Annotated in this window: 20 protein-coding genes and 3 tRNA genes; 22 read left to right on the top strand and 1 reads right to left on the bottom strand. The window is 47.4% G+C overall.

Annotation, left to right across the window (positions count from 1 at the left end; genetic code table 11):
• The first annotated feature begins 63 nt into the window (after positions 1 to 63).
• The 10 genes from TOL_RS08565 to TOL_RS18320 all read left to right on the top strand — a co-directional run bounded on the left by TOL_RS08565 (position 64) and on the right by TOL_RS18320 (position 8,890).
• The gene (locus TOL_RS08565) at positions 64 to 2,778 is read left to right on the top strand and encodes a bifunctional acetate--CoA ligase family protein/GNAT family N-acetyltransferase (RefSeq protein ID WP_015486924.1); all 2,715 of its coding nucleotides are present in this window, start codon (positions 64 to 66) and stop codon (positions 2,776 to 2,778) included.
• Positions 2,779 to 2,839: 61 nt separating this feature from the next.
• Positions 2,840 to 3,487, top strand: a complete 648-nt coding sequence (gene uvrY, locus TOL_RS08560; protein ID WP_015486923.1) for a UvrY/SirA/GacA family response regulator transcription factor — start codon at positions 2,840 to 2,842, stop codon at positions 3,485 to 3,487.
• Complete coding sequence (gene uvrC / locus TOL_RS08555) at positions 3,487 to 5,310, top strand: excinuclease ABC subunit UvrC (protein ID WP_041588456.1); 1,824 nt, start codon at positions 3,487 to 3,489, stop codon at positions 5,308 to 5,310. The genes uvrY and uvrC overlap by 1 nt, the downstream gene beginning before the upstream one ends.
• A 14-nt stretch (positions 5,311 to 5,324) precedes the next feature.
• Complete coding sequence (gene pgsA / locus TOL_RS08550; protein ID WP_015486921.1) at positions 5,325 to 5,873, top strand: CDP-diacylglycerol--glycerol-3-phosphate 3-phosphatidyltransferase; 549 nt, start codon at positions 5,325 to 5,327, stop codon at positions 5,871 to 5,873.
• A gap of 107 nt (positions 5,874 to 5,980) precedes the next feature.
• Positions 5,981 to 6,056 (top strand) — tRNA-Gly (locus TOL_RS08545).
• 47 nt (positions 6,057 to 6,103) lie between these two features.
• Positions 6,104 to 6,177, top strand: a tRNA-Cys gene (locus TOL_RS08540).
• Positions 6,178 to 6,259: 82 nt separating this feature from the next.
• Positions 6,260 to 6,346, top strand: a tRNA-Leu gene (locus tag TOL_RS08535).
• A gap of 92 nt (positions 6,347 to 6,438) precedes the next feature.
• The gene (locus TOL_RS08530; protein ID WP_015486920.1) at positions 6,439 to 7,326 is read left to right on the top strand and encodes a radical SAM protein; all 888 of its coding nucleotides are present in this window, start codon (positions 6,439 to 6,441) and stop codon (positions 7,324 to 7,326) included.
• Between the two features lie 2 nt (positions 7,327 to 7,328).
• Positions 7,329 to 7,847 (top strand): DUF1285 domain-containing protein, encoded by a 519-nt coding sequence (locus tag TOL_RS08525; RefSeq protein WP_015486919.1) that lies wholly within the window; start codon positions 7,329 to 7,331, stop codon positions 7,845 to 7,847.
• A gap of 173 nt (positions 7,848 to 8,020) precedes the next feature.
• Positions 8,021 to 8,890, top strand: coding sequence for a DUF6160 family protein (locus TOL_RS18320; RefSeq protein WP_015486918.1), 870 nt, complete (start codon positions 8,021 to 8,023; stop codon positions 8,888 to 8,890).
• A gap of 153 nt (positions 8,891 to 9,043) precedes the next feature.
• Here TOL_RS18320 and TOL_RS08515 read toward each other — a convergent pair whose 3' ends face one another.
• The gene (locus TOL_RS08515; protein ID WP_015486917.1) at positions 9,044 to 10,684 is read right to left on the bottom strand and encodes an electron transfer flavoprotein-ubiquinone oxidoreductase; all 1,641 of its coding nucleotides are present in this window, start codon (positions 10,682 to 10,684) and stop codon (positions 9,044 to 9,046) included.
• Between the two features lie 382 nt (positions 10,685 to 11,066).
• On the opposite strand from TOL_RS08515, the gene TOL_RS08510 reads away from it, so the two are divergent.
• The 12 genes from TOL_RS08510 (at position 11,067) to gspM (ending at position 21,914) form a co-directional block, all read left to right on the top strand.
• On the top strand, positions 11,067 to 11,816 hold the full coding sequence (locus TOL_RS08510) for an electron transfer flavoprotein subunit beta/FixA family protein (protein WP_015486916.1): 750 nt from the start codon (positions 11,067 to 11,069) through the stop codon (positions 11,814 to 11,816).
• A gap of 14 nt (positions 11,817 to 11,830) precedes the next feature.
• Positions 11,831 to 12,760, top strand: a complete 930-nt coding sequence (locus TOL_RS08505) for an electron transfer flavoprotein subunit alpha/FixB family protein (RefSeq protein ID WP_015486915.1) — start codon at positions 11,831 to 11,833, stop codon at positions 12,758 to 12,760.
• A gap of 118 nt (positions 12,761 to 12,878) precedes the next feature.
• Positions 12,879 to 14,225: a UDP-glucose dehydrogenase family protein gene (locus tag TOL_RS08500; RefSeq protein ID WP_015486914.1), complete on the top strand. Its 1,347-nt coding sequence runs from the start codon at positions 12,879 to 12,881 to the stop codon at positions 14,223 to 14,225.
• On the top strand, positions 14,222 to 15,766 hold the full coding sequence (gene gspE / locus TOL_RS08495) for a type II secretion system ATPase GspE (RefSeq protein WP_015486913.1): 1,545 nt from the start codon (positions 14,222 to 14,224) through the stop codon (positions 15,764 to 15,766). The genes TOL_RS08500 and gspE overlap by 4 nt, the downstream gene beginning before the upstream one ends.
• Before the next feature lie 3 nt (positions 15,767 to 15,769).
• On the top strand, positions 15,770 to 16,981 hold the full coding sequence (gspF, locus tag TOL_RS08490; protein WP_015486912.1) for a type II secretion system inner membrane protein GspF: 1,212 nt from the start codon (positions 15,770 to 15,772) through the stop codon (positions 16,979 to 16,981).
• Between the two features lie 10 nt (positions 16,982 to 16,991).
• The gene (gene gspG, locus TOL_RS08485) at positions 16,992 to 17,423 is read left to right on the top strand and encodes a type II secretion system major pseudopilin GspG (protein WP_015486911.1); all 432 of its coding nucleotides are present in this window, start codon (positions 16,992 to 16,994) and stop codon (positions 17,421 to 17,423) included.
• Positions 17,423 to 18,016, top strand: a complete 594-nt coding sequence (gspH, locus tag TOL_RS18315) for a type II secretion system minor pseudopilin GspH (protein WP_015486910.1) — start codon at positions 17,423 to 17,425, stop codon at positions 18,014 to 18,016. Before gspG ends, gspH begins: the two co-directional genes overlap by 1 nt.
• Entirely contained in the window at positions 18,006 to 18,374 is a 369-nt protein-coding gene (gspI, locus tag TOL_RS18310) for a type II secretion system minor pseudopilin GspI (RefSeq protein WP_015486909.1), read from the top strand. Before gspH ends, gspI begins: the two co-directional genes overlap by 11 nt.
• Position 18,375: 1 nt before the next feature.
• Positions 18,376 to 19,131 carry a type II secretion system minor pseudopilin GspJ gene (gspJ, locus tag TOL_RS08470; protein WP_041588454.1) on the top strand — a complete coding sequence of 252 codons (756 nt, stop codon included), beginning with the start codon at positions 18,376 to 18,378 and terminating at the stop codon, positions 19,129 to 19,131.
• Positions 19,131 to 20,201 (top strand): type II secretion system minor pseudopilin GspK, encoded by a 1,071-nt coding sequence (gene gspK / locus TOL_RS08465; RefSeq protein ID WP_015486907.1) that lies wholly within the window; start codon positions 19,131 to 19,133, stop codon positions 20,199 to 20,201. Before gspJ ends, gspK begins: the two co-directional genes overlap by 1 nt.
• A gap of 4 nt (positions 20,202 to 20,205) precedes the next feature.
• Positions 20,206 to 21,390, top strand: coding sequence for a type II secretion system protein GspL (gspL, locus tag TOL_RS08460; protein WP_015486906.1), 1,185 nt, complete (start codon positions 20,206 to 20,208; stop codon positions 21,388 to 21,390).
• Positions 21,387 to 21,914 (top strand): type II secretion system protein GspM, encoded by a 528-nt coding sequence (gspM, locus tag TOL_RS18305; protein WP_015486905.1) that lies wholly within the window; start codon positions 21,387 to 21,389, stop codon positions 21,912 to 21,914. The genes gspL and gspM overlap by 4 nt, the downstream gene beginning before the upstream one ends.
• The last annotated feature ends 60 nt before the right edge of the window (positions 21,915 to 21,974 follow it).

The raw sequence follows: 21,974 nt of genomic DNA, 5'->3' as shown, positions 1-21,974 counted from the left end.
GGTGTTTTGATCAGTGTAACGACGGCACCGGAATTCGCAAAATTTGTATTGGAATTGTTTTTTATGGGTACGCGATCGCTGGAGTATTTTTTTCAGCCACAAACAATTGCCGTTATTGGTGGTTCTGAGCGCCCGGGAAGTTTGGGCGGTGCGATTGTTCGCAATTTATTAGCAGGGCAGTTTCCTGGGAAAATATTGCCGGTCAATACGCGAGGATATCCTACGGTTTATGGTATTCCTGCAGTGTCGCGGATTTCCCAGTTAGATGTTGTTCCTGATTTAGCCATCATCTGCACACCCGCAGAGACAGTTCCTAAAGTTATTAAACAACTCCATGCGCTTGGTGTTGGCGCCGCTATGTTGCTGACTGGCGGTATTGCTCGCACGCGATCTTGGCAGTTTCGACCGTCTTCAGATCGTTTGAATGAGGTTATCCATCGTACACGCATGCGGATATTGGGGCCAGACTGCATAGGCATGGTAATTCCGCAGCGAAATCTTAATGCCAGCTTTTTGCACGTTCCTGTGCGTCCAGGTCACATAGCTTATGTTGGTCAGTCGGGAACGTTGGCATCCGGTGTTATGGACTGGGCTTATAGCCGCAATATCGGATTTTCTCATGTGGTGACGCTTGGTAAAAGCCAAGACGTTACCTTGCCGGATTTGATTGATTACATTACCCAAGAATCCACGGTCCGGACTTTGCTTATTCAGCTAGATGAAATTCGCTCTGGTAAGGCATTGCTCCGGGCGTTGCGAGCTGCTTCAAGGCATAAATTGGTGCTCGCGGTTAAAAGTAATCGTTTTCAAGATAGCCCTCTAAATAGCATTGCTACTCCGAAAGGCTTGCGCCGACGTGATGATCTCATTGATGAGGTGCTGGCTCGAGCTGGCGTCTTGCGTGTAAATGCCACTGATGAGCTGTTTGATTGCGTCGATGCGCTAAGTCGTCGTCGAGAGAGCTTTGGCCCGCGTTTGGCCATCATAGCCAATGGGCGCGGGCCCGCTATATTGGGGATGGATAGGCTGCTTTATGACAAAGGACAGCTGGCGCAATTATCATCGGAAACTCGTGCGCATTTGCGCGGTATCTTGCCACAATACGTCAAGGCTGATAATCCCATATTGCTGAATCCAGAACTTAAGCCGCAACAGCTAAGTGCTGTTGCGAGTGCGCTTCTGCGAGATCGTCAGGTTGATGCAGTTCTCGTTATCTATATTCCTAGCTTGGGATCAGATCCGCTTGCTAATGCGCAGGCGCTAGTTGAAGTGGCCTCAGCATCCAATAAAACAGTATTAACTAGTTGGATGGGAGAGTACTCCGTTGAAACGGCTAGGGATTGCTTTGATAAACATGGAATTCCTACATTTGAAACGCCGGATAATGCAATAAAGTCGTACATGTATATGGTTCAGCATCAGCGTACACAAGAATTGTTGCGCCAGACGCCTGAGAGTTTAGAAATTCCTGTCTCAGCTCAGCATAACGAGGTGGATCGCGAAATTCTGGCTTGTCATAAACCTGGGGATTTCTTACAGCCGAGTTATGCCTATAAGTTGTTAAGCTCGTACGGTTTCGCTTGCGCTGACAATTTATACAAAACCAATTTGGATGAATTGATCTCCGCTTCGGGGCAAATTGAGGGGCCGTGGGTTCTACGCGTCCATCATCGCAATTATTTATATCCATTTGCTTATGGTGACAATCCTAGAGAACGTTTGCGTAGTGTTGTGCGGGATATTCGTGATCCTGCAGACATCGCTCCTGCGGCGAGAAAGCTTGAGGCGGCAATTGAAAAAACCTTTCCAGAGAGTCCAGTGCTTGGATACACCTTGCAAACCATGCATCGCGCATTAGATAACCTGCAGTTTTCAATAGGTATCGGGCGAGATAGCGAAATTGGACCTTATCTCTTCTTTGGTGGGGGCGGCACAACAGCAGACATATTGGTTGATCGACAGGTGGGTTTACCACCGCTAAATGCCAACTTGGCAGAAAAGCTTATTCGTCGCTCTCATTTTTATGAGGTGCTACAAGAGCGGTCAGAAAATCCAGAGCGTGAGCTGTTAACGTTGGAACGCTGGTTGGTTGCACTTTCGCATATTGCATTAAATCACCCTTGGCTTGCAGGGTTAGAGGTCAATGCAATTCGTCAGCAGGTCGGGCGATTCAGAGTTATCGGGGTTGCTGCAGAAGTGGGTGTCGCAGTTAAGAGTGCGATTTTGCCTTACCCGAAAGAATTGGAGCAGCAATATACGAGTGGTACGTCGCGAGAATATCTGATTCGCCCTATTCGCGGCGAAGATGAGCCTTTGTTGAATGCTTTTTACCATCGCTTGAGTGCAGAATCTTTGCGATTGCGCTTCTTTTCCGCGCGCCGCCAGTTTGATCACAAGGAGTTAGCTCGACTAACTCAAATTGATTACGATCGCGAAATGGCGTTTGTAGCACTCAATGGTGACGCCATGTATGGGGTTGTTCGTGTTTGGATTGATCCCGACGATGTTGCTGCTGAGTTCTCTGTCATTATTGATGATAACTGTCGAGGTGAGGGGCTTGGTCGTCGCTTAATGGCGGGGATAATTGAGTATCTAACCACTCGGGGCGTGTTGCAGATATACGGGACGGTATTGCCAGAAAATGCAGGGATGTTGAAATTAGCTGAGCGACTAGGGTTCTCGCAAAAATTGAATAGTCGCGACGGAGTGATGGAAATTGCTAAAGAACTCAATCCTTTACGTCATGGTTGGCAGCGTAAACGCATATACCCAATGTGAAGGGTTTGCTATATTTCTGCGACAGCAGCAATGCGCTGTTAATAATGTTTGAGGTAGGCCTTTGATAAAAGTACTTGTTGTAGATGATCACGAGTTGGTGCGGTCGGGCATATCTCGCCTGCTGGCTGATTCACCAAGTATTTCTGTGGTTGGTCAATCAGAGAGCGGTGAGGATGCTGTTCGTCAAGCGAAAGAACTTGAGCCAGATGTTATCTTAATGGATATACGTATGCCGGGTATTGGTGGCCTTGAGGCTACCCGTAAAATCTTACGATCACATCCCGAAATGCATGTCATTGCAGTAACTGCTTGCGACGACAAGCCATATGCTTCGCGCTTATTTCAGGCGGGAGCGGCTGGTTATATCACCAAAGGTGCGGATGCTGATGAAATGGTGCGCGCTATTGTTAAAGTGAAGTCTGGGCAGAAATATATCAGCCCCGAAATTGCGCAAAGAATGGCGCTCAAGCCGTTTCAAACGGAACTCGAATCGCCGTTTGAGCAGCTATCAGAGCGTGAACTCCAAATCGCTTTGATGATTGTTGGTTGCCAGAAGGTATCTGAAATTAGTGAACGGTTATTTTTGAGCCCTAAAACCGTTAACAGCTATCGCTACCGCATTTTTGAAAAACTCGATATCGAAAGTGATGTTGAGATGACCCTGCTAGCCCTGCGCCACGGTCTTATTGACCCAATTGACGGTGGTTGATGTCGAATTTTGACATTCCTGCTTTTCTACGAGGACTGACTCAGCGGTCAGGCGTCTACCGAATGTATAGCCTTGATTCTGAGTTGCTATATGTTGGTAAAGCAAAAAACCTCAAAAATCGGGTTTCTAGTTATTTTCGAGCCCGCGGTCTCAATGCGAAAACGGTTGCGTTGGTTTCGCGGATTGACCATATCGAAATTACCGTCACTGGCAGTGAGGCTGAGGCCTTGCTGCTTGAACAGACGCTAATTAAAAAGCATCGCCCTCAGTACAATATTTTGCTGAAGGATGATAAGTCATACCCGTATCTGCATCTCTCTGATCATGCGTATCCATTACTAAGTTATCGTCGAGGAAAGCGTAAGGGTGCCGGGCGTTATTTTGGCCCCTATCCAAACTCTTCTGCAGTAAGGGAGGCGCTTAGCTATTTACAGCGGCTGTTCCAAATTCGCTCCTGCGAAGATTCCTATTTTAATCATCGTAGTCGACCTTGTTTGCAGCACGAGATTAAGCGCTGTTCGGCACCCTGCGTAGGTATTATTAGTGCAGATGATTATCGTCGTGATATTGAGCATGCGACGTTATTTCTCGAAGGTAACAGTCGGGTTTTGCTGCAAGCCCTACAGGCGTCTATGACTGCTGCGGCGGAAGCTTTGCAATTTGAGCGCGCTGGTGAAATTCGTGATCAAATTGAATTGTTGCGGCGCATTCAGGAGCGACAATTCGTTGAGCGCGGTGATCACAATGCCGATGTTTGGGCTGTGATCGAATGGCAAGAAATTTTGTGTGTACAGCGTATGACCTTTCGAGCTGGAAGGATGGTAAATAGTCAAAGTTTCTTTCCGGAGGATAGGGCTGGCGACGGTTTGGAGACGGTACTCATAAGTTATATGAGTCAGTTCTATTTGGGTGGGCATGCTGCAGATGGATTGCCTGATGTTATCGTTGCAGATGTCGCCATTGAAGATTTAGTTGTTCTGTTAGAAGCTTTGCGCATTCAAGAAGGTGCGAAAATGACTCATGCTCGCGGCGTTCGTGGCGAGCAGCGTCAGTGGCTGCATATGGCTCAGGAAAATGCCCGAGCGGGGGCGCAGACTCGTATTTCGGGGCGCCAAGCAGCTAAATTAAAAATGCAAAAAGTGGCTGAGCTATTAGGCTTGGCTGCCGCGCCGGGGCGCATTGAATGCTTCGATATCAGTCACGCCCAAGGGGAGGCGGCTTATGCCTCCTGTGTGGTTTATGGTGATGAAGGCTTAGATAAAAAGCGCTATCGTCGTTTCTCGGTGAAGGAGGTGACAGCGGGGGATGACTACGCGGCGCTGGAAAACGCAGTGACACGTCATTTGACACGTTTGAAAGATCAGGATGATTTACCAGGGTTATTGTTAATTGACGGTGGTAAAGGGCAGATCAATAGAATATCGACGGTGCTAGAGAATTTAGCGATCTCTAACTTACCTGCATTTGGTATCTCTAAAGGAACGACTCGCAAGTCAGGATGGGAATATCTGTGGGAGGCAGGTGCGGAGCGACCTATAATGCCGAACGCTCATGATGAGGGTTTCCGTTTATTGCAGCACGTGCGCGATGAAGCGCATCGCTTTGCAATTACTGGGCATCGAAAAGAACGAGCAAAAAGTAGAGGCCAGTCGGAGATTGAATCCCTTCCGGGTATTGGCCCTAAGAGACGCAAAGAACTACTGCTGCATTTTGGTAGTTTAAAGAATATGCGAGGAGCGCCAAAAGAAGAAATTGAGCGAGTCCCGGGTATTAGCAAGACACTCGCTGCGCAAATATTTGCGCGGCTACATGGCGAAGAGTAGGAGATTAGCAGTATATGAACGTGCCAAACATTCTCACCTTAGGGCGTATCTTAATGATCCCTATGATGGTGATTGCATTTTATTGGTTTGGTGAGCACGGCAAGATTTGGGCGGCCATTTTGTTTGCATTGGCCGCTATCACGGATTGGTTTGATGGATATTTAGCACGGAAGTTGAATCAGACAACACCTCTCGGCGCATTTCTTGATCCTGTAGCGGATAAATTGATTGTATCAGTGGCACTTGTTTTGCTGGTTGAGCATTTCTCGGCCGTGTGGCTAACCATTCCGGCCAGCATTATTGTTGGTAGGGAAATTGTAATTTCAGCCTTGCGCGAGTGGATGGCGGAACTGGGCAAGCGCGCAAATATCGCTGTTAGTTATGTAGGGAAGGTGAAAACTGCGCTACAGATGGTGTCGATCACCATACTTCTGGCCGCTGACGGGGTGCCGCTATTCACAAATATGGGTCTTGTAAGTCTTTACCTTGCTGCAGTTTTAACCATTTGGTCGATGCTGGTGTATTTAAAAGCTGCGTGGCCTGAGCTTAAAGGGCGCGGTTAGATCGTATTTTTTATGTACAAATTTGCGAAAGTTATCGCTAAGTCGTTAAAAACAAAGAAAAAAGCTTGACTAACTTGGCGCGTCGCATAAAATGCGCCTCACGTTTAGCGGGAATAGCTCAGTTGGTAGAGCACAACCTTGCCAAGGTTGGGGTCGGGAGTTCGAATCTCCTTTCCCGCTCCAAGTATTTTAGATGTTTAGGTTTCGCCTAGATGTTGAATTGCTAAAACGGCGCGATAGCAAAATGGTTATGCTGCGGATTGCAAATCCGCCGATGCCGGTTCGATTCCGGCTCGCGCCTCCATTGTTAAAAGATGCCTGAACTTCAGGTTTCTTTATTGCAGGCAGTAAGTTGACTCAGCATGAGTCGCCTGTATACACCCGATGCCCGGGTGGTGAAATTGGTAGACACACAAGACTTAAAATCTTGCGACTTAACGGTCGTGCCGGTTCGATTCCGGCTCCGGGCACCATTTTATCCTCTCTTAAGCTCTGTTACGCTTCGGTTATAATCCAGCGACTATCCGTCTTTTTCTTGCTGATACCACCAAGAGATATATACGCTATGTTTCCGCAATATATTGAACCTATTTTTCGTCCACCAAGCGAAGCTCGCTCGCTGATATTTCAAGTAACGAATGGTTGCTCTTGGAATAAGTGTACTTTCTGCGATATGTACACTCAGCCGCAGAAAAAATTTCGAGCACGCGATGAAGCAGAGGTTTTGGCTGAAATTAAACAGGCTGCCGCCATCGGTCCTCGATTTGAAAAAGTGTTTTTAGCTGATGGTGATGCATTAGTATTGCCTACTCGTCGTCTTGTTAATATTTTGCGGTCTATTAAGGCTGAGCTTCCATGGGTGACGCGAGTTGGAGCTTATTGTTTGCCACGCAATATACGCAAAAAATCAGTTGGTGAGTTGAAAGAGTTGGCCGATTTAGGCTTTGGTATTGCTTATGTCGGTGCGGAAAGTGGCGATGACGAAGTATTAACTGCGATATCCAAAGGTGAGACTTATGAGAGCACTTTGGATGCCCTTAATAAGCTTAAGGAAGCCCGAATAAAGACTTCGGTTATGGTTTTGAATGGTATGGGAGGAGTTGCTCTTAGCGAGCAGCATGCTGTTAATTCAGCTCGTTTGATGAATGAAGCACAGCCGGATTTTCTGTCTACTCTTGTTGTCAGCTACCCTCTCGGTGATAGACGTGTTCAGGAGGGGTTTGCGGGGAATTATCAGCTGCCGAATCAGCATGATCTCTTTGTAGAGCTGCGCCGCTTTATAGACACGCTGGAGCTTAGCAATACTGTATTTCGTAGTGATCATGCATCCAATTATCTGCCCCTCAAAGGCACCCTAGGTGCCGATAAAGAAGAGATGCTTAAGCAGCTTGATACAGCGATTAATCAGCCTGACAGGATTGCATTACGTCAGGAATGGCAGAGAGGGCTTTAATTGTGACGCTTGATGAATTAGCACACCAGTTAGGCATTAAAGCTACCTCTAGTAAGTTACCTCCGGTTATGAGTTGGAATCCAGAGTTATCAGGTGACATGGATATGGTCATTCGCAAGGATGGAACTTGGTGGCATGAGGGGGTGAAGATAGAGCGCAAGAAGTTGGTGCAGGTGTTTTCTACCATTTTGCGCAAAGAGGGCGATGACTATTTTCTGCTTACTCCAGTGGAAAAATGGCGAATTCGGGTCGAAGATCTTCCGTTTGTTGTCAACATGATTGAGCGGGATCAGGGTGGGCTATTTGCGGCGCTAAACATTGATGGTGTGGTAGAAATCACCACAGACAACTTCGCGCTGTCAGAACTTGACGGCCTTATGATTCCAATGATCCATATTCGCGATGGGTTGTGGGCAAGATTTTCACGTAATGCCTATTACCAACTAATAGAAGAGTGCGATGCGATTGAGGATGCGACCCCAGAGGTTAGTGTAAGGGGCGGACTTGTCTCGCTGGGGTAACTTCACACCAGTGAGACTGGGACTGATTGTGCCAGTGTGGCGTAAATCGTCGTCAATATGGTCGACAAGACCATTCTCAAGCCAAAACCCAAAGAAATGTTGTGTAACCTATTGTATCCCTTGTTTTAGCCCCCTAGACTGTTGCTGACACTAATAATAATCATGGAAAGATCATGAAAAAAATAGCATTCTCTCTAAGCGTTCTGGCGGCATCGTTGTCAGCACACGCAGAATTATCAGAACTAGGTGATTACGATCTTACAAAGGTTACCGGTCAGGCTGGAGTTGATATCGAGTTAGATTTAGCTTTGGATATTGGTAGTATCGTTTATACCGATACCACTGATGGTCTAGATGGCGATGGCGGCTCTTTGTCTATTAGCACTATACATATCGGGGGCGGTGAGGGGCGCAGTACACTGTTTGGTTTCCCCAATCCTGGCAATACCGCAAATATCGATGACTTTAAGTTTATCATCGACATAGACTCAACTGGTAAGATGGTTCTTAACGGTTCACCAACAGATGGTATTAGTCCTGTTGATTTCGAAATCACAGTTGACGAAGTATTTCTAAGTGCTGCAAACGGCACTAAAGGTGCAACTCTAGTGGACGGTTTTAGTGTTTACGGTGGTGCTTTGTATTTTAAAGCAACTATCGAAGATAAAGTAAATGCGGCCTCTCAGATGTACACCAATATTCAGCTGTCTGCGCAAGTTGGTATCGAGGATATGGATATTGATCTGACCTCTATGCTTGGCTTGAAAATTGACAATATGGTTGTTGCTGGTGCGGAATACTTCGAAACAATCGAGGAGAACGGCAGTCCTACGACAACCTCTCGAGTGGCTACTCTTAGAGCAAATATGTTTGCTGAGCCTGACGGGTCGGGCTTCGTAGTCGATTTTAGCAGTGGCTTGAGCGCCACAAACGTATTTGATATTTATGCTCCAGAAGTATCACTAGGCGGTCAAATGCTTGGCGCTATTTCATTGGATGATGTAGATATTCGCGGTGTATCTATGAAATTCGCCGGTCACTAATTCACCTTGTTGGTGTCAAGAAAGAGCCTTTGGGCTCTTTTTTTTGCTTGGTGATTGGCAAGTGCGGTGGGGGCTTTGCGGGTCAGGCTCTCGAAACAATAGTGGGATTAATAAAAAAGGAGCCTTTCGGCTCCTTTTTTATTAATCAAACACTTACATGTTCGGATAGTTCGGACCGCCAGTACCTTCGGGGGTTACCCAGGTGATGTTCTGTGCAGGATCTTTGATATCACAGGTTTTGCAGTGAACGCAGTTTTGAGAGTTGATCTGGAAGCGTTGACCTTTCTCATCTTCTACGATTTCGTAAACTCCAGCAGGGCAGTAACGCTGAGCTGGCTCATCGTACTTAGGCAGGTTTACCGCGAGTGGAATGCTGGCATCTTTTAGTTTCAGATGGCATGGCTGGTCTTCCGCATGGTTTACGTTACCGATGAATACCGAATCCAGCTTGGCAAAGCTCAATTTGCCGTCTGGTTTAGGGTAGTTGATCTTCTTGGATTCAGCAGCCGGCTTAAGGGTGGCGTAATCCGGGGTTGTGTCATGCAGTGTCACAGGGATCGGGAAGATGTTTTGGTCGATGAAGTTAAATGCTGCACCGCCAAACATACCAAATTTGTGCATAGCAGGACCGAAGTTACGGCTACGCTCAAGTTCTTTGTAAGCCCAAGATGCTTCAAATGATGCGGTGAATTCAACCAGTTCATCGTTTTCACGACCAGCACTGATAGCTTTGAACATTTCTTCAGCAGCGATCATGCCGCTCTTCATTGCAGTGTGCGTGCCTTTGATCTTGGCGAAGTTCAGAGTGCCAGCGTCACAACCAATCAATAAACCGCCTGGCATGGTCATTTTAGGCAAGCAGTTAACGCCGCCTTTAGCGATAGCGCGAGCGCCGTAAGATACGCGCTTGCCGCCTTCCAAGTATTGTTTTAATACTGGATGGTGCTTCATGCGCTGGAATTCATCGAATGGGCTGACGTGTGGGTTGCTGTACGACAAGTCAGTAATCAAGCCAACGACAACTTGGTTGTTTTCTGAGTGATATAAGAAGAAGCCACCAGATGACTTGGATTCATTTAATGGCCAGCCAGCGCCATGTATTACCAAGCCTTCTTCATGTTTCGCTGGGTCGATATCCCAAAGCTCTTTAATACCGATGCCGTAATGCTGTGGATCTTTGCCGGCGTCTAGTTTGAAGTCGGCTATCAGTTGCTTGCCTAGGTGGCCGCGACAGCCCTCAGAGAAGACAGTGTACTTGGCGCGCAGCTCCATACCGGGAGTGTATTCGGCTTTTTCACCGCCGTGAGCATCAACGCCCATGTCGCCGGTAACGATACCTTTAACGATGCCGTCTTCGATGATCGTTTCAGCAGCAGGGAAGCCTGGATAGATTTCCACGCCTAGGTTTTCCGCCTGTTCGCCGAGCCAGCGACAAACATTGCCTAAGGAGACAATGTAGTTGCCGTCATTGTGCATAGGCTTTGGAATTGCCCAGTGTGGCGTTTTGATGCCTTTCTCACCACTGGTTAAAAAGTACACTTCGTCGCCTTTGACTGGCACGTTAAGTGGAGCGCCTAGCTCTTTCCAATCTGGGAATAACTCAGTCAAAGCGCGATCTTCTATGACGGCGCCAGACAAAATATGGGCGCCAATTTCGGAGCCTTTCTCAACCAGACATACAGATAGTTCTTGACCCGCTTCGTTGGCGAGTTGTTTGAAACGACAAGCAGTCGATAGGCCAGCAGGGCCAGCACCGACGATGACTACGTCGTATTCCATTACTTCACGTTGCATAGTTTATCTCCTCAATATGAGCGGGGAGCGACGGGATCAGAGGATCCACATTATTTTCTTATCACCCGAAAATTTTACTGATAACGCTTAATTCGTACCAATTTCTACAGGGCAGTTGTTCGCACTCTATAGGCTGAAAGCTTGTTACGGGCTTTAAAACGGCTCGCCATTATACGATTGTGCAGACGTCAGGCAACTGATTTAAGGCAAAAGGCGCGGTAAATCAGGGCTTTCGGTAGCATATCAGGCCGCTGCTATTGACGCTCAAGGCAAACATCACAATAATGTTGCGCGCTGGAAAGGGTATCCGTTTGTGACTGTGTCATCTGTCGGTGTGTTATTAGGCCCTTTATTCATCCAACTAGATAAATACGAGGAATCTATGAAGGTTCTTGTCGCTGTTAAACGCGTAATCGATTACAACGTGAAAGTCCGCGTTAAATCAGACAACTCTGATGTTGATCTGACCAACGTCAAAATGGCTATGAACCCATTTTGCGAAATCGCAGTTGAAGAAGCTGTGCGCCTGAAAGAAAAAGGCATCGCAACTGAGGTCGTTGTCGTTTCTATCGGTCCTAAAGTCGCTCAAGAGCAGATTCGTACTGCTTTGGCGCTTGGTGCAGATCGCGGCATCCTGATCGAAACCGAAGAGAAGCTAGAATCTTTGACTGTTGCCAAGTTGCTGAAAGCAGTTGTTGAAAAAGAGCAGCCTCAAATCGTATTGCTGGGTAAACAAACCATCGATAGCGATAACAACCAAACTGGTCAGATGCTTGCGGCATTGACTGGTATGGGTCAAGGCACGTTCGCTTCTGAAGTGGCTATTGATGGCGACAAAGTAAGTGTTACTCGTGAAATCGACGGCGGTCTGCGTACTGTTGCTCTGAAATTGCCTGCTGTTGTAACGACTGACTTGCGTTTGAACGAACCACGTTACGCATCTTTGCCAAACATCATGAAAGCCAAGCGTAAGCCTCTTGATGTGACTACACCTGCTGACTTGGGCGTAGAAGTTAAGTCTACTATGGCTCTAGTTAAGGTAACTCCGCCGGCTGAACGCTCTGCTGGTATCAAGGTCGGCAGCGTAAGCGAGCTGGTTGAGAAACTGAAAAACGAAGCCAAAGTGCTGTAAGAGAGGATTGTGTAATGTCTATCTTAGTAATCGCAGAACACGATAACGCCGCTCTTAAAGGCGCTACTCTGAATACTGTTACTGCTGCTGCCAAAATTGGTGGCGATGTTGTTGTTTTGGTTGCTGGTAGCAACTGCGGCGCGGTAGCTGAAGCTGCTGCTAAAGTTGCTGGTGTAAGCAAGGTATTGCTTGCTGACAATGCAGCATACGAATATCAATTAGCTGAAAATATGGGCGAATTGGTTGCTGAAATCGGTACTGGCTACAGCCATATTTTGGCTTCTGCTACCACTACTGGTAAAGATTTCTTGCCACGCTCAGCTGCATTGCTTGACGTGAATATGATCTCTGAAGTAATCGGCGTTGAATCTGCTGATACCTTTACTCGCCCAATTTATGCGGGTAACGCTATTGCTACCGTTAAGTCTTCTGACAGCATCAAAGTGATGACTGTTCGTGCAACTGCATTTGATGCAGCGGCAGCAGAAGGTGGTTCAGCAGCAGTTGAAGCATTAGATGTTGTTAAAGATGCTGGCTTGTCTGCATTTGCTGGTGAAGAACTGGCTAAATCAGATCGTCCAGAACTTGCTGGCGCCAAGATCGTTATCTCTGGTGGTCGCGGTATGCAGAATGGCGACAACTTTGAAATGCTGTACAAAGTTGCTGATAAAATCGGCGCAGCGGTTGGCGCGTCTCGCGCAGCAGTTGATGCTGGTTTCGTTCCAAACGACATGCAGGTTGGTCAGACGGGTAAGATCGTTGCTCCAGACTTGTATGTTGCTGTTGGTATCTCAGGTGCGATTCAGCATTTGGCTGGTATGAAAGACTCTAAAGTCATTGTTGCCATCAACAAAGATGAAGAAGCGCCAATCTTCCAAGTTGCTGATTACGGCTTGGTTGCTGATCTATTCGATGCAGTTCCAGAATTGGAAAATGCTCTGTAAGATCAGGCACTTAAAAGAACCCGGCTACGGCCGGGTTTTTTTATGTCATCGAGTTGTCATTTTTTCGTAATAAGGTAAGTTACCGTCTAATCGAAAGAATCGAATAAAGGAATAGAGATTGAACATCACCGTTATTGGCACCGGTTACGTAGGCTTGGTTACTGGAGCCTGTTTTGCAGAGATGGGCAACATAGTTGCCTGTGTGGATGTCGATGTCGAAAAAATCGGACTGCTAGAAAGTGGTCGAATTCCAATCTATGAGCCAGGTCTAGAACAAATTGTTCAGAATAATCGCTTGGCTGGGCGTTTAAATTTTACGACCGACCTGACGTCAGCAATGACTTCATCTGATGTATATATCATCGCTGTAGGTACCCCTCAGGATGATGATGGCTCGGCGGATCTGCAGCAGGTTTTGGATGTGGCCAAGGATATTGGTCGCAATTTAAATCAACGCGCAGTTGTCATTAATAAATCAACCGTCCCAGTTGGTACTGCCGATAGCGTTCGTGCCGTCATAGCTGAGCAGCTGGCCGCTAGAAACCTTTCGCTTGAATTTGACGTCGTTTCAAATCCAGAGTTTTTGAAGGAAGGCGCGGCGGTTGAAGACTTTATGCGTCCAGATCGGATCATTCTTGGTGTTGAATCAGATTACGCCAAAGAAGTAATGTCGGATTTGTATCACACCTTTTCACGTAATCACGACAAGCTCATGTTCATGGGGGTTCGTGATGCCGAGCTTACCAAGTACGCTGCCACTGCCATGCTTGCAACCAAAATTTCGTTTATGAATGAAATGGCAAATCTTGCCGAGCGCATGGGGGTTGATATCGAGAATGTTCGCAAAGGAATCGGCTCCGATAGTCGTATTGGCTACTCATATATCTACCCAGGGAGTGGTTACGGTGGCTCTTGCGTTCCTAAAGATGTAAAAGCTTTGATGCGCATGGGGGACGAGTTCGGTTACCCAACTCAGATTCTCAAGTCCGTCGAAGCATGCAATCAGGCGCAAAAACAACGCTTGTTTGAGAAACTGACCGAACGATTCGGAGCTGAGTTCAGTGGCCGAACAATCGCAATATGGGGGTTGGCATTTAAACCCGGTACGGATGATATGCGAGAGGCTAGCTCCCTTGTTCTGATAAACCAGCTGGTTGCGGCTGGCGCCAAAGTGCGTGCTTATGATCCCGTTGCGATGGATGAGGCAAAGCGGCATTTTCCGTCCTCTTATTTTAAGGATGGATGCGTTACTCTGTGTGAGCACCAATACGACGCACTAACAGACGCAGATGCATTGGTGCTAGTGACGGAGTGGAAGCCCTTCCGTCAACCCGACTTTAATGCCATTAAAAAACTACTGAAACATCCCATCATTATTGATGGGCGAAATCAGTACGATCCGAAGAGCTTATGCCGCCAAGGTTTTGATTATTCGGGCATTGGCCGTATTTCAGGAAAAATATGACTAATCAGGTTTCTGAGGTTGAGGTAGATAATCCGCCTCTAATTGATGATGTGGTGCATGCTGTGCAGGGTGGCCAGCTAAGCACTCGCTTGCCATTTAGCTTTGCTAAGCGCTTTGGAGTGATCGTTGAAGGGCAAGGGGATGGACTGACACTTGTATATCGCGAAGGTCTAAGTGCCACCGCCTTAATGGAAGTTCAACGACATCTGTCCGCCCCATTTAATATGGTTGTTGTCGGCGATGACGAATTTAATCGACGACTAGGCTTGGCTTATCAAAGCGATTCTTCCGAGGCCATGGATATGGTTGAAGGGTTAGGTGAGGATATGGATCTTGCTAGCTTGGCAGATTCCGTTCCAGAGACTGAAGACCTGCTCGAACAGGAAGGCGATGCGCCTATTAAACGCCTGATTAATGCTTTGCTCACCGAAGCGGTAAAAGAAGGTGCTTCCGATATTCACGTTGAAACCTACGAAAAACGCTTAGTTGTGCGTTTTCGTGTCGATGGTGTATTGCGTGAAGTGGTGCAACCTAAGCGGGCTTTAGCTGCTCTGCTTGTTTCTCGCATTAAGGTTATGGCTAAGCTGGATATCGCTGAAAAACGAGTTCCACAAGATGGCCGTATCGCACTGCGTATCGGTGGTCGCGAAGTGGATGTCCGCGTATCGACAATGCCCTCAAGCCACGGCGAGCGCGTGGTTATGCGCCTATTGGATAAACAGGCCGGTCGTTTGGGTCTTGGCCAACTGGGTATGGCGGCGCGAGACCTCGCGGCCATGCGCAATATTATTAGTAAACCCCATGGCATTATTTTAGTGACCGGCCCTACGGGGTCGGGTAAGACCACAACGCTGTACGGGGCACTAAGTGATCTCAACGATACTAGCCGTAACATTCTGACAGTCGAAGACCCTGTTGAATACAGTCTGCCGGGGATAGGTCAAACACAGGTGAATTTAAAAGCGGATATGACGTTCGCTAAAGGCTTGCGAGCTATTCTTCGTCAGGACCCCGATGTGGTTATGATCGGGGAGATTCGAGATCTAGATACGGTTGAAATTGCCATTCAAGCGAGTTTGACTGGTCACTTAGTGTTGTCGACACTGCATACAAATACCGCTGTAGGTGCGATTACGCGCTTGCAAGACATGGGGGTCGAGCCGTTTTTGCTGTCATCGAGTGTGATCGGTGTTATCGCTCAACGTTTAGTGCGTGTACTCTGTAATGATTGCAAAACATCGACCATCGCAGATGCCTCTGAGTGCAAAATCCTAGATGCAGATGAAGCTAATCCGCCGAAGATTTTTCACGCTAAAGGCTGTGAAAAGTGCAATCAGCTTGGATATCGAGGTCGCCAAGGTATTTATGAAATCATCGAAGTCGATGAAAAACTTAAAACCTTAATTCACGATCAAGTTGGCGAACAAGATCTCGAGCGTCATGCTCGTGTTTTGGGGCCGAGCATTCGCCAAGATGGTATTCGTAAAGTTCTTGCCGGAAGCACCACTATCGAAGAATTGTTAAGGGTGGCGAAAGCTTAATTTATGGCTGCGTTTGAGTATCAAGCTCTTGATCAGAAGGGCAAGCAAAAGAAAGGCGTCCTTGAGGGGGATAGTGCTCGTCAAATTCGCCAACAATTGCGTGAAAAGGGCTGGATGCCAGTTTCTGTCGAGGCGACAACTGTAAAGCAAAAGGGTACAGGGGTATTTAACTTTGCCCCGTCTCTTTCGGTTGCTGAATTGTCTTTGCTGACCCGTCAGCTAGCAACACTTATCGCTGCCGGCCTCCCGATTGACGAATCCTTACGAGCACTTTCTGAACAAGCGGGTAAGCAACGTATCAAAGCTATGGTGCTGGCCATCCGAGCCAAAGTTCTGGAAGGTTATACGCTGGCAAATGCCTTGGCTGAATATCCGCGTGCATTCCCTGTTTTATACCGAGCAACCGTTAGTGCAGGCGAACATGCAGGGCATTTGGATGCAGTTCTTAATCGTCTAGCAGACTACACAGAGTCGTCCCATATATCGGGGCAGAAGATTAAACTTGCTGCCATGTATCCGATCATCCTGAGTATCGTAGCGTTGGGGATTGTCGTTGGCTTGTTAACCTATGTTGTCCCCGATATCGTTCAGGTATTTGTTAAAAACGGTCAGGAGTTGCCTTGGCTGACGCAAACTATGCTCGACATTAGTACCTTTATAACCGACTACGGCTTAGTAACTGCCATTATTGTGATTGTTGGAATAGTGGCTTTTGTACGTGGACTTAAAAGTGAGAAATTCCGGTTTGGGTTTCATGTTTTTTTACTTAATGTGCCCGGTTTAAATGGATTTGTGCGCGATGCTAATACGGCTCGGTTTGGTAGTACGCTAGCCATCCTAACGAGTAGTGGCGTGCCACTCGTTGAAGCCATGCGCATCGCTAGTCAAGTTGTCACCAATATGGCAATTAAAGATTCATTAACCGCTGCTACCGTGAGGGTTAGTGAAGGTGGAACGTTAAATGGCGCACTTGCTGAAACCAAGCATTTCCCACCGATCATGTTGCACATGATAGCCAGTGGCGAAAGCAGTGGAGAGCTAGATTCAATGCTCGCTCGCACTGCATCCCAACAGGAGGCCAACCTTGAAAATACAATTTCAGCCTTGGTCAAAATTTTCGAACCCGTGATGCTTCTTGTGATGGGGGTAATTGTTGCCACTATTGTTGTTGCCATCATGCTCCCAATTCTTGAACTTCAAAAAATGGTGCAATAGGAGAATGATAATGCCCGTTAAAAAACGCCAAGCTGGTTTTACCTTGATCGAAGTAATGGTCGTACTAGCAATTATCGGCGGTATTATGGCCTTGGTCGCAGGTAACATTCTTGGAGCTGCAGACGATGCTCTAATCAAAACAACCAAAAGCCAGATTAAGTTGATCGAAGGCGCATTGGATATGTACAAGTTGGACAACTATACCTATCCAACTACCGAGCAAGGTTTAGAAGCGCTTGTTAAGAAGCCTTCAGGTTCGCCAGAGCCAAAGAACTATCGTAGTAGTGGTTACCTAAAAGGAAATTCGGTGCCTACTGATGCGTGGGGTGGTGAGTTCTTATACTTCTTGAATAAAGGTCAGTACGAGATCATTTCTTTAGGTTCAGATGCCTCTGAAGGTGGCGAAGCCGACGCCGCTGATATCAGCAGTCAGGAAATGTAATGACACATCGGCAGCAACAGCAGCGGGGGTTTACCCTGTTAGAAGTAATGGTGGTGCTTGTCATCATCGGCTTGTTGCTGTCGATGGTTAACCTTGGAGGTAGTGGGCGTCAGGCGCAAAGCGAAACTGAACAGCTTGCTCGCCGCTTTCAAGGTGCATTCGACATGTATCGCGAAGAAGCCGTATTTCAAAATATCGATCTGGGTGTGGCAATACTGCCGGAAAGTACCACCTTGTTATCCTATCAAGATATCAACTCTCAAGAGTTTACTGCTGGCTTGGATCGCGAAGAGCTCGATGCGCTCGCTAAGAATCCGTGGCAAGCCTACAGTGGGCGATTAGGCGCTACGATAGAAGTGCCAGAGCAAGTGTCGCTTGCGTTGTTTGTTGAAGGGGTTGAGGTCGATACCGAAACCTTGCAAGGCGATGGGGATGATGAAGGACCGCTGCCGGCCCTTTTATTTTTGTCATCGGATGAGTACACGCCGTTTCGGATAGAGCTTGGACATATTGATGATCAGGCGTTTCTTATTACCGTGAAAGGTGATGGATTTAATCCAGTAACCATTGAGGTGGAACGCTTTGAAAATTAAGCGCAGCCGCGGCTTCACCCTGATTGAAGTGATGATCGCCATCACCATCTTTGCTGTTGTAGCGGTAACAATTACCGACACCGCCAGTATGCGCGTCAATAATCTACTTTATATGGCCGATAAGTCGTTAGCGTCCTATGTTGCAGAAAATCGCATGGCAGAAATTCGGTTGGCAGGTCAGCCCGCAGTAGGAACAAGTAACGACACGACCAAGCTTGCCGATCGCGAATGGCGCATTAATGTGGTTGTTGAAGCGACGGCTTTTCCTGGCCTGAATCGTGTCACTGTTTCTGTGGCTGACATCAATAACAAAGAAAACTTCTTAATTTCGCTGGCAACTATTATGGGCACTCATTGATATGAAGCGTGTGTCCGTACCACCGGTTTTAAACCCTAAGCAGTCACGACTGCAAAGAGGCTTCACCCTTTTGGAAGTGATGGTAGCGATTAGCATTACTGCCATTATTGGGGTCGGTGCTGTGCAGTTATTAAGTAATATCAGCGAGGCGTCGCGTAATACTGATATTCGTTCAGAGCAATTGGCTGGCCTTCAGCGTTTTAACCAAGTCATTACTCGCGACTTAGAACAGTTTATTAATCGCTCAATTCGAGATGAGTACGGCGACACCCAGCCATCGTTACTGCTGGATAATGGCGACTACTTACTTGAGTTTACTCGAGCGGGGTGGCGTAACTCTCCAGTCGCTAACGATCCGCGCTCGACACTTCAACGAGTAGCCTATCGTATAGAGCCGCTTGATAGTGATGAATGCGAAAGCGCTCGATTGAGGCTAGAGCAGTGGGGCGAGACAGACCCTAAAGGCGATTGTCTAGTGCGTTATTTCTGGCCGCACTTGGATCGTTCCACCGACATTGAAGTGCAATCGCAAGTGGTGCTAGAGCAGGTGGTTAGCCTCACGATTGAGCTTACCGCCGAAACTGCTCCCACTGAAGTCGGTGCACAGCCCGAGCGCACAAATTACGATAGCTGGCCGCCAGTTTCGGATCCTAATAAGCCAGAGTATCCGATTGCTATGCGTTGGCAGATAGAACTGCCACGGCTTGGTTTTATCGAGCGACTTTGGTTGTTAGCTCATGACAAGGCTGATACCTGATGCTTGCGTTGTCGTCACGTCGAAATTACACCAATAGGTTAACTGGTAAAAACCGGCAGTCTGGCATGGTACTGCTAATGGTGCTGCTAATATTTTCTATTGTGGCAATTCTAGCTACCTCCATGATTGAGCGGCAATCTATCGACTTAGAACGAGTTTCTGGACAGCTCGCGCTGCAGCAAGCCAGAGAATTTTCGTATGCCGCAGAGCAGGCTGTACGACAAGGTCTTTATATGGACTGGGAAGCCGATAAAGAAAAGGATCACCTCGGTGAGGAGTGGGCGGTTGATAGGTCATTTCCGCTAGAACCAGGAACGATATTTCTGCATTTATCGGATGCCCAAGGACGTTTTAATCTTAATAGTTTGGCACCAGACGCTCCGAACAAAGCTATTCAAACGACACGTTTTCGCCAGTTGCTGAATTTGCTTGGTTTGGATGTTGAGCTGGCAACCGAGTGGGCCAATTGGTTGAATCCAGAGAGTCAGGATGATGATCGCTATCTATCGGCGGAAGTTCCTTACCGTGCCGCCTATCAAGACTGCAAACATACCTCAGAGTTGTTACTAATCGAGAATATGGATGCTGCGTCATACAGCAAATTAGAACCTTATGTCGCTTGTCTGCCGGTTACGGCTCAGTTGAACGTCAACACTGCGCCAGCCATTGTGCTGGCTTCATTAGATAGCGAGCTTACCCTTGCCGATGGGCAGGCCATTGTCAATGCGCGCGGAGACGATGGTTTTAGCAGTGTTGATGATTTTTGGGCGCTAAGTCAGGTTGAGCCCTTTACCAAGGCACGTACAAACGGTCAGAATGACGACAATGATTCCGACGGCAACAATAACGATCAGGAAGTAGATAGTCGCTGGAGTAAAACGGATTTCTCTGTTCGCACAGAATATTTTGAATTGTTTGCCCGAATCGATTTGGGTGGGCGTATGGCAACACTGGAAGCGGTAATACATCGCGCTGTTGATACCGGAATTATGACCACGCTATATCGTGATTTTTCACGGCGAGAATCGCGTCCGGTAGACCCAGTTAGCACAGCTAATCAAATAGAGTAATAGGATGACAACGAACGCAATCAGAGTGCAGTGGCATGCCACTCTAGGTCAATGGACAGTCCATACCAATCAAGAAGTGAAGTCGTTAGAAGAATGGGCGGACACCCTGCCGGAATTGACGGCGGTAACCCTGCAGCTATCGGCAAGTAACTACGTTGCTCACTGGGTATCATTACCCGGTATTAAAGCGCGCATGGTGAATCGTGCCATGCCGTACGCTTTAGAGGAGTTGATTCTTGGCGACCTAAACGATTTTACCGTGCTCACTTCTGGTAGCTATAAAACCTATCATCGAGCGTATGTTGTTGCCAATGATATCACTGAGCGTTTATTAGACTTGTGTGACTTGCACCATGTGAGAGTTCAAGCGCTAGTTCCTGAAACAGCAGCCTTGCCGCTTATTTCAAGCATTCAATACGATGCGGGAGATTGGTTGATTCAGCTGCCGGGACGTTTTGAAGGGCGAGTACCGGAGAGTGCAATTGCCGCCGTTTTAGAGTCAGTGCTTGCAGATTTTACCGCCGATGAATTGATTATTGTTGGCAATAACCTCGATCAAGCCAACTTATTAAAAACCAGTATCGAAACCGGCTATCCAGATTGCTTCGCTTCGATACGTATAGAGCCTACGTCGCCCGCTTTATTGTCGATCCCCGCAACAGCTGATTTGCTGTCAGGTAAAGGTCTGGCTCAGCAAGAAACTCATAAGGCCAATAAGTGGTGGGCTGGTATTGCGGCCATGACGGCAGTATTTGCAGTGCTGTCGGGTTTGTATTTGTTTGCAGACAATCGGCTTAAAGCTCAACAAGTCGCAGAAGTTAGAAGTCAAAGTCTAGCCTTGTACAAACAGTGGTTTCCCGGCGAGCGGGTTCGCAGTTTAGAGCGTCAGTTCCGTGAAAAATTAGATGGTGGTGCGACTGCAGGAAGTGGTGGTTTTATCGCCATGATGGCCAATGTATCACGAGTTTACGCCAGTGCGTCTTTGCAAAAGAGTATTGAGTTGCAAAGTGTTCGTTATGCGGATCGTCTTGATGAGCTGGTGATCGAAGTCACTGCAACGGCAATGGGTGATTTACAGACCTTCAAGCAGGCATTAGAGAAAAGTGGAATGACAGCCGATATTGCATCAGCAACGACCGATAAAGGCGTTGTAAAAGGGCGCTTAAAAGTTGGAGGGGCTGCCGCATGAAAGCGTTAACCGTGATCACAGATCAACTAAATAAAGATCCTCGCGTTACGGCCGCGAAAGATTGGTACGGCCAGCTTCCTGGGCGTGATCGTAATATTGTTAATGGCGTAGCGATATTTGCCGCATTAGCTATCGTGTTCTCGATTGTATTTGCCCCTATGTTAAAGCGCCAAGATACACTCGCAGTTGAGTTGGATAAACAGCTGGCACTTTATAATCTAATGGCAAACAACGGTGCGCAATTCAACAATGGCACCACTGGGGTTAATGCCGCAGCGGAGCAGCCATTGCTGGCTGTTGTGACGCAGCAAGCACGTAAAAGCAACATAACCCTAACGCGCTATGAGCAAGATGGCAGCGGCTTGCGTATTTGGCTAGAGAATGTTTCATTCGACGACACCATTACATGGCTAGAAGCACTGAACTCACGCTTCGGCATCGTCGTGAATCAGATTAATATCGACAAAGACACTCAGCCGGGTCGTGTTGATATTCGGGCTACTCTTGTGAGGGCCGGTAGTTAATCGCAGTTGATAGCACAGTCGGCTGGGCATCACTCCATTGCGCTACATCAAATCGCACCA

This window comes from Thalassolituus oleivorans MIL-1 (assembly GCF_000355675.1).
In the GTDB taxonomy this organism is placed as follows: domain Bacteria; phylum Pseudomonadota; class Gammaproteobacteria; order Pseudomonadales; family Oceanobacteraceae; genus Thalassolituus; species Thalassolituus oleivorans.
The sequence above is the reverse complement of the archived record's forward strand: the minus strand, read 5'-3'. Positions and strand labels throughout refer to the sequence as shown.

Coding starts and splice junctions, on each gene's coding strand:
- TOL_RS08565 (WP_015486924.1), top strand. CDS start 64: ATGGGTACGCGATCGCTGGAGTATTTTTTTCAGCCACAAACAATTGCC.
- uvrC (WP_041588456.1), top strand. CDS start 3,487: ATGTCGAATTTTGACATTCCTGCTTTTCTACGAGGACTGACTCAGCGG.
- pgsA (WP_015486921.1), top strand. CDS start 5,325: ATGAACGTGCCAAACATTCTCACCTTAGGGCGTATCTTAATGATCCCT.
- TOL_RS08530 (WP_015486920.1), top strand. CDS start 6,439: ATGTTTCCGCAATATATTGAACCTATTTTTCGTCCACCAAGCGAAGCT.
- TOL_RS18320 (WP_015486918.1), top strand. CDS start 8,021: ATGAAAAAAATAGCATTCTCTCTAAGCGTTCTGGCGGCATCGTTGTCA.
- TOL_RS08515 (WP_015486917.1), bottom strand. CDS start 10,684: ATGCAACGTGAAGTAATGGAATACGACGTAGTCATCGTCGGTGCTGGC.
- TOL_RS08510 (WP_015486916.1), top strand. CDS start 11,067: ATGAAGGTTCTTGTCGCTGTTAAACGCGTAATCGATTACAACGTGAAA.
- TOL_RS08505 (WP_015486915.1), top strand. CDS start 11,831: ATGTCTATCTTAGTAATCGCAGAACACGATAACGCCGCTCTTAAAGGC.
- gspE (WP_015486913.1), top strand. CDS start 14,222: ATGACTAATCAGGTTTCTGAGGTTGAGGTAGATAATCCGCCTCTAATT.
- gspF (WP_015486912.1), top strand. CDS start 15,770: ATGGCTGCGTTTGAGTATCAAGCTCTTGATCAGAAGGGCAAGCAAAAG.
- gspG (WP_015486911.1), top strand. CDS start 16,992: ATGCCCGTTAAAAAACGCCAAGCTGGTTTTACCTTGATCGAAGTAATG.
- gspH (WP_015486910.1), top strand. CDS start 17,423: ATGACACATCGGCAGCAACAGCAGCGGGGGTTTACCCTGTTAGAAGTA.
- gspJ (WP_041588454.1), top strand. CDS start 18,376: ATGAAGCGTGTGTCCGTACCACCGGTTTTAAACCCTAAGCAGTCACGA.
- gspK (WP_015486907.1), top strand. CDS start 19,131: ATGCTTGCGTTGTCGTCACGTCGAAATTACACCAATAGGTTAACTGGT.
- gspL (WP_015486906.1), top strand. CDS start 20,206: ATGACAACGAACGCAATCAGAGTGCAGTGGCATGCCACTCTAGGTCAA.
- gspM (WP_015486905.1), top strand. CDS start 21,387: ATGAAAGCGTTAACCGTGATCACAGATCAACTAAATAAAGATCCTCGC.